Raw genomic sequence first — 14,122 nt, forward strand, 5'->3', positions numbered from 1 at the left:
CTCCGGATAAGTCGGTTGGTGGTAGGTTGTTATCTCAAAGAACACGAACCCAATCTCTTGCTAAAGAGATATTTATTATGCAGCCTTATGGGCGCACTATCTGAAAATTAACTCCCCTTCACGTCCTGCATCGGTCGCAACCACTATACGCTCACATTTATTAAATAACTCTTTGATAACTTTAAGTTGTTTCATTGTGCCCGGATCAGGTTTGTATTCTTTACCGTCCTTTACCTGACGAGGCAATAACTTAAATTCGGCAGGAAGTATCGGTAGGTTTTCAGCCTGAAATCCTGTAATACCATAGTCCTGCGGCATTGCCAGTCCTATGAGGTGGCCAAATGCCCACGTTACACAATATCCGTTCCCTTCTAAATAACCGTCCTTGCGGTTATCCGCACCAACGATAGCCGCTATATCACGGGCTACGCTTGGCTTTTCTGCAATTATTACTTTCATTTACTATTGGATTTTTTAGTGGTTGGTATTACATTTTATGTCCTGTGGACTTTTTCACAGGTTTCCTAATCTGCTTCTGCTCTTGCTGCTTTTCGGTCGGGTTTTGCTGACCTTGTTTCAGGGGTTCATTTGAATGTTTGGTTGCTTCATTGGTTTTACCCTGTGAATTGACTGCTACCTGTGTCTTATTGCCTTCGGCAACTTTCACATCCGCACCTTGCTTTTTGGCTCTGTCCGGGTTCCACTTAAAGAAATCCAGTTTGCCTTTTTCCTGATTGACCTTTACATAGGCATTGAAAGGCTCGCCCTTTCCGTCTTTCATCATACCCTGAACATAGACGGCTTTTCCTTCCCGGAGAGAACTTTGTTGTTTATCGTCCAAATCAACGCCTAAAAGTTTTTTAGGAATACGGACTTGGTTCTGCTGTTCTCCGTTCTGGCTTTGTTCCTGTCTATTGTTCTGCTGATACTTATTGCGGTCTAATCCGTCATAATTGAAATCGTAACCGCCTTTGGCTGCATTAAACTGAACATAAGCATCGAATTTTTTAGGATTATCGGTACCTATTGTCTTTTTGGAGGTCATACCCTCTACGAGTACCTTTTTCCCTTCTTTTAATGCCTGTTGTTGTTCAGGAGATAACTCAACACCTTTCAGGTTTTGAGATACTGTGAGCTTATCAAGGGGTACGGCTTCCAAACGGTTAGTCTGCTTGTCGATAGAAATAAGCGACGGTACTTTTTCGCCCGGTCTTGGCTCCAGTTCTACCACCCTACCACTGTTACCCGTTGCTAACAGGTTTTCTTTTACGTCATTGGGGAGCATAATGCCCTGAAACGGTTTTTCCAAATCAACCTGCTGTTGGTATGGATGCGGGGTAAATTTCAGGCTGCCATCCGGCTGTTCCTCCAGTGAAAGACGGGCTTTCATGGGATATTCTACTCCCTCTATTTTGGGGTTGATATCTACAAGGTGCGGAGATTTATACCCGTAACTCATGGCTTTGAGTTCGCCCTCCAGATTTTCGGGCTTGATACCGTATTTCTGATATTCACTTTCAGGGATACGGCTTGTGTCGAATTGCTTAAATTCGGTCTTCTGTTCGGTTGCTGGTGTTGCTTCCATTTTTTCTTCTTTTTTTTCGGTTTGAACTTGCTTTTCACTCTCTTTGGTGGATTGTTCCTGCTGATTCATATAATCTTTCGGATTGATACGATACTTCTCCAAATCTTCATCACTTAGTTTTAATACTTTATCAAGCATATCGACGGTAACCGCATAGAATCCTGTATGCGACGGGTTTTTAGCTTGATTAAAGAAGTTTTTGAAAAAGTTTTCAAGGGGATCGGCGTGTTTGTCAATTTTGATAAAATCGGTTTGCTTCGCCTTCATGGGATCAATGGCATCAATTTTACCTTTTTTGTCGATGCCTTTCACGACTTTGAGTTTGTTGCCTTCTCCTTCATCTCGCATCAGGAGAACTTTGTCTTTCGGATTTAATTTTTCATCCATAATAAAAACTGTTTTTGTTCTGCATCACTATTAATGCAGAATAAAAGTAGCGGTAATCAAGAGGTTAGCTGTTGATTTTTCGGCAGGTGGTCGCTTGTGGCTTCGATTTGGCAGTGAGTGGCGTTATAGGAAAAACAAAGAGCCGGAAATCCGGCTCTCCTACATTATATATATATGTATATTTATTCTTGTTGCTGTAATAAATGAGCCAATGAAGGATCATCCTTAATGCGTTGTAGTTCTTCTGCAACAATTTGTTTGGTTTCCTCTTTGATACGGTTATAGTTGAGCTGTATCTGCTCTTTCATCTTATCTACTCCGTTTTCGTCTTTAAAGTCGGTAATAATAGGAATAGATTGATAAGCCTTAGTTTCGGCAGCTACCTTTGCATTATCTACAACTATTTCACAATGGAAAATTTTCTGCTCGATACGTTCATCAAAGTTGTCGGCAATCGCTCCGACAAACATCCCTTGTGTCAAGTTACTGATTTTGGACGGTGGTATCAAGCTATCCATCTGGGTACTTATAGAGGTCGATTTATCATTGCGGTTAATAGTCATAGACTGGCGTTTCTGTAAGACTTTACCAAATCTATCGGATAATGTTTTTGCAGTTTCTCCCACAACCTGACCGCTAAAAACATTTCCTACGGTGTTCATCACAACTTTTGCTTCCTTATCCCCGTAGTCCCTTATTAGCTGCGAAAAATCCTGAAAGCCCAAAAGCACAGCAACCTTATTACTACGGGCTGTTGCGATCAAATTGTCAAGACCTTTGAAATAAATTGTCGGTAATTCGTCGATTACGACCGAACTCTTTAATTGCCCTTTTTTGTTTATCAATTTAACTATTCTGGAATTGTAAAGTCCCAAAGCTGCGCCGTATATATTTTGCCTATCGGGGTTATTGCCTACGACTAATACCTTCGGATCATCAGGGTTGTTTATATCAAGCGTGAACTCATCACCGCTCATTACCCAGTATAATTGCGGGCTAATCATTCTTGAAAGCGGTATTTTAGCACTTGCTATCTGTCCCTGCAACTGTTCCATTGCGCCCCCAAGCCACGCGTCCATAAAGGGACTTAGGTAGTTTTCCAGTTCGGGATAACTTGTCAAAATAGGGAAAATATCTTCATACCTTTTATTCAGGAACTCTATCGCATGAGGGAATGTGCAATATTTTCCGTCTTTATAAATTCGGAGATACCATATAATAGCAGCAAACAGAATTATCGGAGATTCCACAAAGAAGTCGCCTTGTTTTTGCACCCATGTTTTATTAAGGTTAAGCATAATTGTATAACTCGATTCGTAAGCATCGCTAATATCTTCCATGAAAGAAGGGTTGATTGGATTACATCGGTGTGAACGGCTCGGATCGTCGAAGTTTATCACGTAAAACGTGGGGACTTTTTTGTAGCCTAATTGATTGTTCAGTAAATGATTATAAGCGATTGTAGAAAGGTCAGGAAACTTAAAATCATACACGTACATTGAAAATCCTTTCTCAATTTGTTGCTTAATGTATTGATTAACAACAGCGTATGACTTCCCACTGCCCGGAGTTCCTAACACAATACTTGCACGAAAAGGATTTACAACGTTTATCCAACCCCGCCATTCTTTTTTCTTATACCAGAATTTCGTAGGCAGGTTCACGGAATATTCACTCTGTAATAGCCGTGTTTCCTGCATAAAACTCTCGTTCTCCGTGTTGAATACGTCGTCGAACATATTGTTTTTGAGTAAACGGCTCATCCATAATCCACCGACCAAAAGGAACAGATAACCTGCTGCCATTGTCAGGATGTAAAAACCTGTTGTAGCCGATGCAGGTAATGGCAATTCAAGTATCCACCAATTCATAAAGAACAGGATAAAACCTATTGTCAGAAAAACATAGATTTTCGGCCAAGTTATTTTTTCCTCTTTAACTCCCTTAGTTCCCAGACACGAAAGGGCAAGGAAAACAACGGCAAATAATTTGGTATAAAGAATACTACCGAATAGTCCGGCAGTCCGGTCAAAGTTCAGTAGTATCTTATCAACTACCGAAATATTGATTCCCCATTCACGCAAAGCGTAATAGCAAAACCAATAAATGTTTATCACTACAAAAATAATACTGATTGCCCTCATGAACTCCATCACTTTGGCAAGTCCTCTTAAATCATCTTCTTGTTGCATAATCTTTAAAAATTAAAAGTTTGAGAAGCGAAATTAGAGAGGTTGTTCTTGTAAATGATTGATTTTCTGTCATGTGGTCGCTTGTGGCTTCGATTTGGCAGCGAGTGGCGCTAAAATGGAATAAGAGGTACCTTATAAGTAAATACCTTAAAATAGTGATTTACTATTTTAAGGAATATTGCTAAATTTGAGGCGTGAAATTTTTGACCATCATAGTCGTTACTTTACTGTCCCTGCAAATAGGATTCACTAATACTGTTTTGCAGGAAATATATCGCTTGCCTTTTTTAATCCAACATTATTGCGAACACACTGAAGAAACATCCATTGACTTAAAAGATTTTTTTAAACTGCATTATTCCGAAAATGAGCATAAAACGAAAAAAAAGGCAAATCACAATCACGCATCTTTGCCTTTTCATAACTCACTTAATACAGTACATATTAATCCTTTTATATTTGCGGAACATTCTTTCGACAATCCTGAAAAACCATTTGCCATAAAATCCGATATTAAAATACCGGATCACACATATTATATTCCTCAAAATCTTATTAACTCAATCTGGCATCCACCCAAGAATAATATTTTATAAATAACTTCTTAGCTAAATAATAAGACGATTATCCAAATAAAATATTAATCATCATGGGAGATAAACATAATCATGCGGAGAATAATCATCCGCATACTAAAAATCATACACATACCAACGAACAGAAAACCAAATGGGTTGTTTTGCTGACAGCCGCAACAATGGTAGTAGAAATTAGCTTCGGGTACTGGACTAACTCAATGGCATTATTAGCTGACGGCTGGCACATGGCTTCCCATGTACTTGCTTTAGGTCTGACATGGGTTGCTTACTATGCAGCCCGTAAGTATTCACAAACAGAAAATCACTCATTCAATAAAGGGAAACTATTGGCTTTATCCGGCTATACGAGTGCCGTAGCATTGCTGATTGTAGCTGTATTGATGGCAGTTGAATCCGTACAAAGGTTAATGAATCCAGTAGATATATTTTTCAAGGAAGCTATTATCGTTGCCATTGTTGGATTGATTGTAAATGCTCTAAGTGCAGTATTCCTGCATCACGATCATGAGCATCGTGACCATAATATCCACTCGGCATACCTACATGTATTGGCTGACGGATTAACAAGTATAACCGCTATTATTGCCCTAACTATCGGAATGTTTTGGCAGATATATTGGTTAGATTGTTTGAGTGGTATAATAAGCTCGGTAGTAATAACAAAATGGGCTATTGATCTGATGAAAGGTTCGGGTAAAGATTTAATTGACTATAAAAAAAAGCAACACACGGCAGATCCAGAATAAATATAGTTAATTACAGACAATAACTTTGTTGATTCAACATCCTAATGGGCAAGTTATTAATTATAAAAGACGAAATCAATAACCTGATTCCGTCTTTTATCGTATAGGTGAAATGACAAACAAAACCTATATTTTATTACATCTGCCTGCCATACCTGCGCTTCTTTTTTTTCTTACGACGTGGTAATGGCATTTCTTCTTTAGGATGGTTCTCCGGCTCCGGATTAAGAATTGAGAAAAGCCCACCGGTTACACTATCCGAAGTGTAACTGTTATCATGGTGCGTGCCTGGCTGAATATTATTGTAAACATCAGAAAGGCGTGTGTCTTTGACTGGCTCTTGTGCTTGTTCCTGTTTTCCACCGTACAGGTCATTGAAAACATTAGCGGAATACTCTTTACCCAATCGGGAACCGTTCAGTATGGTGCGGGTAGTATGGTCTATGAATGTAGCGCCATATATCCGTCCTTCATCATTCCGCCTAAACAGAACATCAATACCCTGCTGCCTTAGCTTCGCTCGGAACTCGCTCTCACTTTGGCTGCCCTGCTTGGCTTCCGATACCGCTTTTAATGTATGTGTCTTCAGGTTTTTAGTTTTGATGCGTTCGGCAGATTTCTCCATACGCTTTTCCAGTCCATCGTAACCGACTGACTTCCCGAATATGGAAGACTTTAGCGGATTGCCGACCTTGTTGCCCTCACTATCCAAAGCGGAATAAAGCAATCCCCGATAAGGCTTTCCTTTTGCCTCGCCTTTCAGTTCCTCAACATTTATATTATATAAGGAAAGGACGGCTTTATATTCTCCCATGCTTTGAAAGTGATACATAGAAGCCAGCGGTTTGATAACGGATGCAATCTGCTTTTTAAGGTTTCCCTTTGAAAAATCGACAGGGGTTAGTTCCCATTGTTCACCCTGCTTTTGTCCTTCTGCCGGATGCAAGTTATATTCCCGTTCCAAATCTTCTGTTATAGCCTTACTTCGTTCATGTTCTTTTCCATCATAAACCTTTTTTCCGTCGCTTTTTACCCGAAGCGATACAATGTGCATATGCTCCCGCTCAATGTCCTCATGCTTGAATATCAGATAAGGTTGATCGCCATACCCCAATCGTTTCATGTATTCCCTTCCGATATCTACCAGTTGGTCATCTGTCAAAACATCATCCTCATGTGGATTCAGGGATACATGGAAAACGTGTTGTTCGGTACGGAAGTGCGACGGGATAAACTGCATGAAGTCCTCAATACAATCAATAACGTTGAAGTGTCCATCGGCAGGTTCAAACACAAGATTCGCACCTAATATCTTTCCCAGACCTTTATCAACCTTTTCCTGATTGTACGTCAATGCACCGTACAGGTTACTACCGATGTTTATTTTTGCAACCATTGTTCCTTAAATTCTTCCGATAATTCCAGAATTTTTTTCCCCGTTTCTGCCAGTTCTACCGTTGCCTTTTCCAATTTATAGAGCAAAGCAAGTGCTTTCTTTTCTGAAAAATTGGTATGCAATTCCTTTACAACCTGATTGTAATTCGTCCCAACGGAACGGAATTGTGCGTAAAAAGATGTGAGTTTAGTAACGTATTCCATAGCGGAACGGTCGATTTTTACCACTCGAAACTCGTCCCCGAAAACACGGGCAGCGATAAAACGAGCCTTCGATTGTAGCCCTGATTGCTCAAACATGGTGAGGAACCGGGCATGTTCTACTGCGGTGAAGTTTACCGAATAACGGTAATTCGCCGGATCATTCTTGGGGTTTCTACCCCCTTTTCCCCTTTTGGGGAGATTCTTTGCTTTTTCATTCATACGTCGGATTTTTTAGTGGTATAATCCGTCGTTAGGCACCCTTGCCGCCTTAACAATCATCGCCCGAATGATTCATTATAAGCAACCGACTTCGGAGGTTGCGCCCCCCCGGAGGGGCAAGCGTTTTTTGCAGCAGAACTTGTTTCGTGCAGCAAAAAACACAGCTTGCTATTTGCCATGACGCAAATAAAATCTGTCCTGAACAGGGACAGATATGAATGCGAGTAAACGAGCGAAAATGGCGGTCGGATATCTCCCGACATTTCATGCAGCAAAGTTATAGGCTAAAGTAACGTGCTGTATTCCAAGCAGCGAAGCCACTCGCTGCCAAATCGACGCCACTCACTGCCACCTCGTGAAAAAGTGATGATTCTGCTAATAAATAGGTTTTTATTTGCAGAGAAAATGACTGTATGAACAGACAGCCGGATAGCTAAATGAATAGCTGTACGGATATAAAAACATACAGTCGGCTATATGGAGATACAGCCGGATTAATAGCTAAACAAATGGCTGAACAAACAAATGACTGGCTAAACGGCTAAACGTTCCAACGGCTAAACAGACGGACAGACAAACAGCCAAATGGCTAAACGGTCAAACGGACGGACAGATGAACGGATAACTAATCAAACGTATGGCTGAACAGACAGACGGTTGTTCAACCGGACAGAGATACAAACGATGTATAATAATTAAAAATTTCAGACAATGGAAAAGAAAACTTTGAACGTGGCTTTCAGTACCCAAAAGGGGGGAGCCGGAAAAACAACTCTTACGGTGTTGGTTGCTTCTTACTTGCACTATGTGAAAGGCTATAACGTAGCCGTGATTGATTGCGACTTTCCACAACACTCGATTGCGGAAATGCGTGAGCGTGATATAAAAATGTCGATGGATGATGACCATTACAAGCTCATGGCTTACGAACAGTTTTCTGCATTGGGTAAAAAGGCTTATGAAGTTATCGAAAGCAGCCCAGAAAATGCTATGGAAGATGCACAGGAAGTTATTGAAGTATTGCAGCCTGACTTCGTATTTTTCGACCTGCCCGGAACAATCAACAATCCGGCAGTTGTACACACGCTTTCACTCATGGATTACATTATTGCTCCGATCAGTGCTGACAGGTTGGTACTGGAAAGCACCCTGCAATATGTGATTACGGTCAATGATGCCCTGATTACGCCCGGCAAAGCAAAAATCAAAGGGCTGTACCTGCTTTGGAATCTCGTTGATGGTCGGGAGAAAACCGAACTCTACGAAGTGTATGAAGATGTGATTGATAAACTGGGTTTCCCGCTTTTCAAAACATTCCTGCCCGACAGTAAGCGGTTCCGCCGGGAGCAGTCGGTAAACCACAAAGCCCTGTTCCGCTCTACACTGTTCCCTGCGGACAAAGCATTGGTAAGAGGCAGTAACCTCGATGCCCTGATAGATGAAATGTTGGAAACTTTAAAATAACCGATTATGGCGAAAAAGAAAGAAGAAGTAAACCTGAATGAGATTGATGCCAGTTTTGTCATATCCTCATTCAAGAATAAGGAACGCCGGAATAATCCGAGTTCCATACCCAGAGCATTAGTTCCTGAACACGAAAAGAAACAGGAACAGGAAGCGGAAAGCGTGGAACCTGAAAAAACGGAAGTTATTCAGGAAGAATCCCCCCGTGAGGAAACCAAACGGAAACGCAGTAAATCTCCTGATTACGAAAGCCTGTTTATTCAGGAAGTCGGCATTACGGCACGTACCGGAAAATCTGTTTACATACGCAAAGACCACCATGAAAAGATTATGAAGATCGTTCAGGTCATCGGTAAAAATCAGGTGTCTTTATTCAGCTATATAGATAATGTACTGTCCCAACATTTTGCTGCTTATCAGGATGAGATAACGGAATTGTACAATAAAAACAACGAAGGAATTTTCTAACAATAAAACAATCAAATTATGATAGTCAGTCCATTTTTAATAGATAGCGGAGATAAGGCAATAATAGGAATTGTCCTCTGGGGATTGGTGATACTGGCGGCAATTATTCTGCCGAAAGCTATTCGCTATAAGAAACGTATGCGGAAAGAATACGAAGAAAAAACGGCTCCTGAAATAGAAATGATAGTCGTTCCGGGTGATAAAACGAAACCCGAATCTTCCGGCTATAAGAAACAGTTTCTTGTCAATGCAGGTATCCCGACAAGAAACGGAAAATTAGTAAGTATCCGTAAGGAATACCATAACCGGATTTCAAAGATTGTAGGGGTTATAGGAAAAAATGAAGTAACCATATTCAGTTACATAGACAATGTCCTGAAGCATCATTTTGAAACCTTTCAGGATGAGATTTCAGAACAGTATAAGAAGAATAACAATGATGATTACCTAAACCCTAAAAAGTAAGGATGGAAAAGATATTTATAACCGTAGTTATCCTGTATGCCCTTTTTGTCGGAATTTATTTCTTGTGGGCAAGAGCAGGAAAAAGACGAAAAAAGAACATTATCGGTCAGGGTAGCTCCATTCATGAAGCAGGTCGTTTGAAGGAAAATATTGTCGGGAAAAGCACATTTGATTTAAGCGCATCGACGCCACTCGCTGCCAAATCGGAGCCACTCACTGCCACCTCGCTAAAATCTGAAAATCAGGCTGAAAATCCCGATATATTTGCTTCGCCTAACGAGGTAAAGCCATCAGCGGAAGTGCCGCCGGAGGAATTGGAAGAAGCGTTTTCCGACACTCCACCGGATGAAGAAAACGAGCCTATGGATATAGATTATCCGCTCGAATATGAAATGACGGACGAAAACGAAGATGCGCCGGAAGACGAAGAAGAAACGGAAGAAGTGGAAGGAACGGCACAAGCCGTACTCGCTTCAGGTATTCAGTTCGATGATCTGGGTAATGCAGTCCGCACTGTAAACCGGACGAATGAAGCAACGCCGGAGCAAAAACGAAAAGCGGGCGATACTTTACTGGAGATACGGCAGACTGATATGTTTGAACAGGTGGTTTCTGGTAAGCCCGATGCAAAGCGAATCGTTACCGACCTTATGGCTGAAAGCCTTTCGGCTTTTTATGAGCGGAAAGACAAGGAAGCCGGAACTGCCGGAAACGGCAAAAAGGCTCCCGACAATTTTAATATCAGAGATTTCGCATAGTGCGAAAAGTATTAATAATAATGTAAAACAAAGAAAGATGAAAGAAAGAGATTACGGATAGCTTTCGCGCTATCAACCACTAAAAAATTCAATAGTAACAAGATTTATCAACCCGGTATCGGGACTATCCACCCCGATACCATTTTTTAAACAATTTCTCATTATGACAAAGAAAAAATTTCTAATGTCGGCAGCTTTTATTCTGGCTGCTGTTTCAAGTGCATTCGCACAAGGTAACGGAATTGGCGGCATTACCGAGGCCACGAACATGGTAACGAGCTATTTCGATCCGGGGACAAAATTGATATACGCCATAGGTGCGGTCGTCGGTTTGATTGGGGGTGTAAAGGTGTACGGAAAATTCAGTTCCGGCGATCCCGATACATCGAAAACGGCCGCGTCGTGGTTCGGTGCCTGTATATTTCTTATAGTTGCCGCTACCATCCTGCGCTCCTTCTTCCTTTAATCAGCTTCATACAGATAAGAGTTATGGAGTTTAATATTAACAAAGGGATAGGCAAAAGCGTGGAGTTCAAAGGTTTAAAATCACAATACCTTTTCATATTTGCCGCAGGCTTGCTTGCCGTATTCATTGTCTTTGTCATTATGTATATGGCAGGCGTGGATCAGTGGGTGTGTATCGGCTTCGGTGTAATCGCTGCATCGGTATTGGTATGGATGACCTTTAACCTGAATACAAAATACGGGGAACATGGCTTAATGAAAGTCATGGCTGTAAAACAGCATCCCCGCTATTTGATAAACAGGAAAACTCCGCACCGCCTGTTCAAACGGAAAAGAAAGGAGGTAGGATATGCGTAATATAATGAAGGCATCTACCATTGAAAACAAGTTCCCGTTACTGGCTGTCGAACATGACTGCATCATTTCAAAGGATGCGGATATTACGGTCGCTTATTATGTGGAGCTGCCGGAATTGTTTACAGTAACCAATACGGAATATGAAGCGATACACTCGTCCTGGACGAAAGCAGTAAAAGTCCTTCCTGAATACAGTGTGGTGCATAAACAAGATTGGTTTGTGCGTGAAACCTACAAACCACAGACTGATAAGGATGATATGAGTTTCTTATCCCGCAGTTTTGAAAAGCACTTCAACGAACGTCCTTTCCTGAATCACTCATGTTTCCTGTTCCTGACTAAAACAACGAAAGAGCGAATGAGAATGCAAAGCAACTTCTCATCGCTTTGTCGTGGGAACATTATTCCTAAAGAAGTCAATAAGGATACGAGTGTGAAGTTTCTGGAAGCTGTCGGGCAATTTGAACGGATAATGAATGATAGCGGATTTATTACGCTTACCCGTATCAGTTCGGATGAGATTACAGGAACGGATGAAAAGGCAGGGCTTATTGAAAAGTATTTCGCCTTGTCGCTCGATGATACCACCTGCTTGCAGGATATGGAACTGGGTGCCGACGGACTTCGGGTAGGTAGTAAACATATTTGCCTGCATACGCTTTCGGATGCAGAAGATCTGCCCGGACGTATTGGAACGGATATGCGGTATGAAAAACTATCGACCGATAGAAGTGATTGCCGTTTGTCGTTCGCTTCTCCGGTAGGATTACTTCTCTCATGCGACCATATCTACAACCAGTATTTATTTATTGAGGATAGTGCGGAGAATCTTCGGAAGTTTGAAAAGAGTGCAAGGAATATGCAGTCGCTTTCAAAGTACAGTCGTGGAAATCAAATAAATAAGGAGTGGATCGACCAGTATCTAAACGAAGCGCATAGCTTCGGGCTGACTTCCATCAGGGCGCATTTCAACGTGATAGCGTGGAGTGATGATGTGGAAGAACTAAAACATATCCGCAATGACGTAGGTAGCCAGTTGGCTCTTATGGAATGTAAGCCCAGACACAATACTGTGGATGCCGCTACTTTGTACTGGGCAGGAATGCCGGGTAATAGTGGGGATTTTCCTGCGGAAGAAGCGTTCTATACATTTATCGAACCTGCCTTGTGCTTTTTCACGGAAGAAACAAACTACCGGAGTTCACCCAGTCCGTTCGGTATCAAAATGGCGGACAGGGTTTCAGGTAAGCCACTCCATGTGGATATTTCCGACTTGCCCATGAAAAAAGGAATTATTACAAATAGGAATAAATTCATTCTTGGGCCGTCGGGAAGTGGCAAATCTTTCTTTACAAATCACATGGTGCGCCAATACTACGAACAGGGTACGCATATCGTTTTGGTGGACACAGGAAACTCTTATCAGGGATTATGCAACCTAATCAACAAGCGCACAGGTGGTCAGGATGGAGTATATTTTACTTACACGGAACAAAATCCGATTGCTTTCAATCCTTTTTACACGGATGATAATGTTTTCGATATTGAAAAGCGTGAGAGTATAAAAACGCTGATCCTTACCCTGTGGAAAAGGGATAATGAGCCGCCTTCACGGGCGGAAGAAGTTGCCCTCTCCAATGCAGTCAGCCAGTATATAGAAAAGTTGAAAACCGATAAAAAACTGATACCGTCTTTCAACACATTCTATGAGTTTGTCCGTGATGACTACAAAAAGGTACTGGAAGAAAAGAAAGTACGTGAAAAGGACTTCGATATAGCGAATTTCCTGAATGTACTGGAGCCGTACTATCGCGGGGGTGAATACGACTTCCTGTTGAACTCGGATAAGCAACTGGATTTATTATCTAAACGCTTCATTGTCTTTGAGATAGATGCGATAAAAGACCATAAAATCCTATTTCCCGTCGTAACGATCATAATCATGGAAGTGTTCATCAACAAAATGCGCCGTTTGCAGGGCATCCGTAAGATGATATTGATTGAAGAAGCATGGAAGGCAATCGCTAAAGAGGGTATGGCAGAGTACATTAAGTATCTTTTTAAGACTGTGAGGAAATTCTTCGGAGAGGCGATTGTCGTTACACAGGAGGTCGATGATATTATCGCTTCTCCTATTGTGAAAGAGAGTATTATCAACAATAGCGACTGTAAAATTTTGCTCGACCAAAGAAAATACATGAACAAATTTGACAGTATTCAGGCGTTGTTGGGATTGACCGAAAAGGAAAAATCGCAGGTACTCTCTATCAATATGTCCAATGTACCCAGTCGTAAATACAAGGAAGTCTGGTTTGGGTTAGGAGGTGTACAAAGTGCCGTATATGCCACAGAAGTAAGTCTGGAAGAATATTACACCTATACAACCGAAGAATCGGAGAAAATGGAAGTGATGCAACTGGCTGAAAAACTGGATGGAAATATGGAACTGGCGATTAAGCAGATTGCTGAAAGCAAGCGACAGGAGTACGGAGGATAGATGCCATGAAAAGAAAAAACAGTAAGCCGTTTGCGGCACCGCAACTTCATACCCATTTCCCGATGAGAGAGATATGCGGGACATGGGAAAGCCTTTGCGGTTCCCCCGGACTTAAAATATTCCATGACGGTAGTCGGTTCCGGTTGAAGTTTATTTACAAACAAAACACGGCGTTTACCGTCCCTTTGTGCCAGAGCTGGGGGATTACCTTTTTCTATTTCTACGGTATGATTCGCATTGCCTACGATGATGAGCGGGATATGCTTCTGCTTACTACCGAAGGCGAATACAAAAGGGTGTACGATTAAGGTACACAAAATC

General features: G+C 41.5%; 13 protein-coding genes and 1 pseudogene. 9 read left to right on the plus strand and 5 right to left on the minus strand.

From position 1 onward, the window contains the following. Window positions 1-99 precede the first annotated feature (99 nt). From D0T60_RS12075 to mobC, 3 genes and pseudogenes are all read right to left on the minus strand, one after another. A pseudogene (locus tag D0T60_RS12075) lies at window positions 100-459 on the minus strand (toprim domain-containing protein); the annotation flags it as partial. A 28-nt stretch (window positions 460-487) separates the two neighbouring features. Beyond that, window positions 488-1,972: a DUF3945 domain-containing protein gene (locus D0T60_RS12080; protein ID WP_129733333.1), complete on the minus strand. Its 1,485-nt coding sequence runs from the start codon at window positions 1,970-1,972 to the stop codon at window positions 488-490. 182 nt (window positions 1,973-2,154) lie between these two features. Beyond that, a complete protein-coding gene (mobC, locus tag D0T60_RS12085) occupies window positions 2,155-4,164 on the minus strand; it encodes a conjugal transfer protein MobC (protein ID WP_185154804.1) in 2,010 nt (669 codons plus the stop codon). A 649-nt stretch (window positions 4,165-4,813) separates the two neighbouring features. Between mobC and D0T60_RS12090 the strand changes: the two genes are divergently transcribed. Continuing rightward, window positions 4,814-5,509 carry a cation diffusion facilitator family transporter gene (locus D0T60_RS12090; RefSeq protein WP_129733331.1) on the plus strand — a complete coding sequence of 232 codons (696 nt, stop codon included), beginning with the start codon at window positions 4,814-4,816 and terminating at the stop codon, window positions 5,507-5,509. Between the two features lie 136 nt (window positions 5,510-5,645). Here the strand turns inward: D0T60_RS12090 and mobB are convergent, their stop codons facing one another. Beyond that, on the minus strand, window positions 5,646-6,905 hold the full coding sequence (gene mobB / locus D0T60_RS12095; RefSeq protein ID WP_129733330.1) for a conjugal transfer protein MobB: 1,260 nt from the start codon (window positions 6,903-6,905) through the stop codon (window positions 5,646-5,648). Continuing rightward, a complete protein-coding gene (gene mobA / locus D0T60_RS12100) occupies window positions 6,890-7,327 on the minus strand; it encodes a conjugal transfer protein MobA (RefSeq protein WP_129733329.1) in 438 nt (145 codons plus the stop codon). The genes mobB and mobA overlap by 16 nt, the downstream gene beginning before the upstream one ends. 711 nt (window positions 7,328-8,038) lie before the next feature. Between mobA and D0T60_RS12105 the strand changes: the two genes are divergently transcribed. The 8 genes from D0T60_RS12105 to D0T60_RS12140 all read left to right on the plus strand — a co-directional run bounded on the left by D0T60_RS12105 (window position 8,039) and on the right by D0T60_RS12140 (window position 14,109). Continuing rightward, window positions 8,039-8,791 carry a ParA family protein gene (locus D0T60_RS12105; protein ID WP_129733328.1) on the plus strand — a complete coding sequence of 251 codons (753 nt, stop codon included), beginning with the start codon at window positions 8,039-8,041 and terminating at the stop codon, window positions 8,789-8,791. A gap of 6 nt (window positions 8,792-8,797) precedes the next feature. Continuing rightward, window positions 8,798-9,259, plus strand: a complete 462-nt coding sequence (locus D0T60_RS12110) for a DUF3408 domain-containing protein (RefSeq protein ID WP_129733327.1) — start codon at window positions 8,798-8,800, stop codon at window positions 9,257-9,259. A gap of 18 nt (window positions 9,260-9,277) precedes the next feature. Beyond that, a complete protein-coding gene (locus D0T60_RS12115) occupies window positions 9,278-9,724 on the plus strand; it encodes a DUF3408 domain-containing protein (protein ID WP_129733326.1) in 447 nt (148 codons plus the stop codon). A 2-nt stretch (window positions 9,725-9,726) separates the two neighbouring features. Next, the gene (locus D0T60_RS12120; RefSeq protein WP_129733325.1) at window positions 9,727-10,482 is read left to right on the plus strand and encodes a hypothetical protein; all 756 of its coding nucleotides are present in this window, start codon (window positions 9,727-9,729) and stop codon (window positions 10,480-10,482) included. Between the two features lie 163 nt (window positions 10,483-10,645). After that, window positions 10,646-10,948 (plus strand): DUF4134 domain-containing protein, encoded by a 303-nt coding sequence (locus tag D0T60_RS12125; RefSeq protein ID WP_018075063.1) that lies wholly within the window; start codon window positions 10,646-10,648, stop codon window positions 10,946-10,948. A 23-nt stretch (window positions 10,949-10,971) separates the two neighbouring features. After that, a complete protein-coding gene (locus tag D0T60_RS12130) occupies window positions 10,972-11,304 on the plus strand; it encodes a DUF4133 domain-containing protein (protein ID WP_129733324.1) in 333 nt (110 codons plus the stop codon). Next, complete coding sequence (locus D0T60_RS12135) at window positions 11,297-13,801, plus strand: TraG family conjugative transposon ATPase (RefSeq protein WP_163218418.1); 2,505 nt, start codon at window positions 11,297-11,299, stop codon at window positions 13,799-13,801. Before D0T60_RS12130 ends, D0T60_RS12135 begins: the two co-directional genes overlap by 8 nt. Window positions 13,802-13,806: 5 nt before the next feature. Then, window positions 13,807-14,109 carry a DUF3876 domain-containing protein gene (locus D0T60_RS12140; protein ID WP_129733322.1) on the plus strand — a complete coding sequence of 101 codons (303 nt, stop codon included), beginning with the start codon at window positions 13,807-13,809 and terminating at the stop codon, window positions 14,107-14,109. Window positions 14,110-14,122 lie beyond the last annotated feature (13 nt).

The sequence above is a fragment of the Bacteroides sp. 224 genome (assembly GCF_010500995.1).
In the GTDB taxonomy this organism is placed as follows: domain Bacteria; phylum Bacteroidota; class Bacteroidia; order Bacteroidales; family Bacteroidaceae; genus Bacteroides.

Coding starts and splice junctions, on each gene's coding strand:
- D0T60_RS12080 (WP_129733333.1), bottom strand. CDS start 1,972: ATGGATGAAAAATTAAATCCGAAAGACAAAGTTCTCCTGATGCGAGAT.
- mobC (WP_185154804.1), bottom strand. CDS start 4,164: ATGCAACAAGAAGATGATTTAAGAGGACTTGCCAAAGTGATGGAGTTC.
- D0T60_RS12090 (WP_129733331.1), top strand. CDS start 4,814: ATGGGAGATAAACATAATCATGCGGAGAATAATCATCCGCATACTAAA.
- mobB (WP_129733330.1), bottom strand. CDS start 6,905: ATGGTTGCAAAAATAAACATCGGTAGTAACCTGTACGGTGCATTGACG.
- mobA (WP_129733329.1), bottom strand. CDS start 7,327: ATGAATGAAAAAGCAAAGAATCTCCCCAAAAGGGGAAAAGGGGGTAGA.
- D0T60_RS12105 (WP_129733328.1), top strand. CDS start 8,039: ATGGAAAAGAAAACTTTGAACGTGGCTTTCAGTACCCAAAAGGGGGGA.
- D0T60_RS12110 (WP_129733327.1), top strand. CDS start 8,798: ATGGCGAAAAAGAAAGAAGAAGTAAACCTGAATGAGATTGATGCCAGT.
- D0T60_RS12115 (WP_129733326.1), top strand. CDS start 9,278: ATGATAGTCAGTCCATTTTTAATAGATAGCGGAGATAAGGCAATAATA.
- D0T60_RS12120 (WP_129733325.1), top strand. CDS start 9,727: ATGGAAAAGATATTTATAACCGTAGTTATCCTGTATGCCCTTTTTGTC.
- D0T60_RS12125 (WP_018075063.1), top strand. CDS start 10,646: ATGACAAAGAAAAAATTTCTAATGTCGGCAGCTTTTATTCTGGCTGCT.
- D0T60_RS12130 (WP_129733324.1), top strand. CDS start 10,972: ATGGAGTTTAATATTAACAAAGGGATAGGCAAAAGCGTGGAGTTCAAA.
- D0T60_RS12135 (WP_163218418.1), top strand. CDS start 11,297: ATGCGTAATATAATGAAGGCATCTACCATTGAAAACAAGTTCCCGTTA.
- D0T60_RS12140 (WP_129733322.1), top strand. CDS start 13,807: ATGAAAAGAAAAAACAGTAAGCCGTTTGCGGCACCGCAACTTCATACC.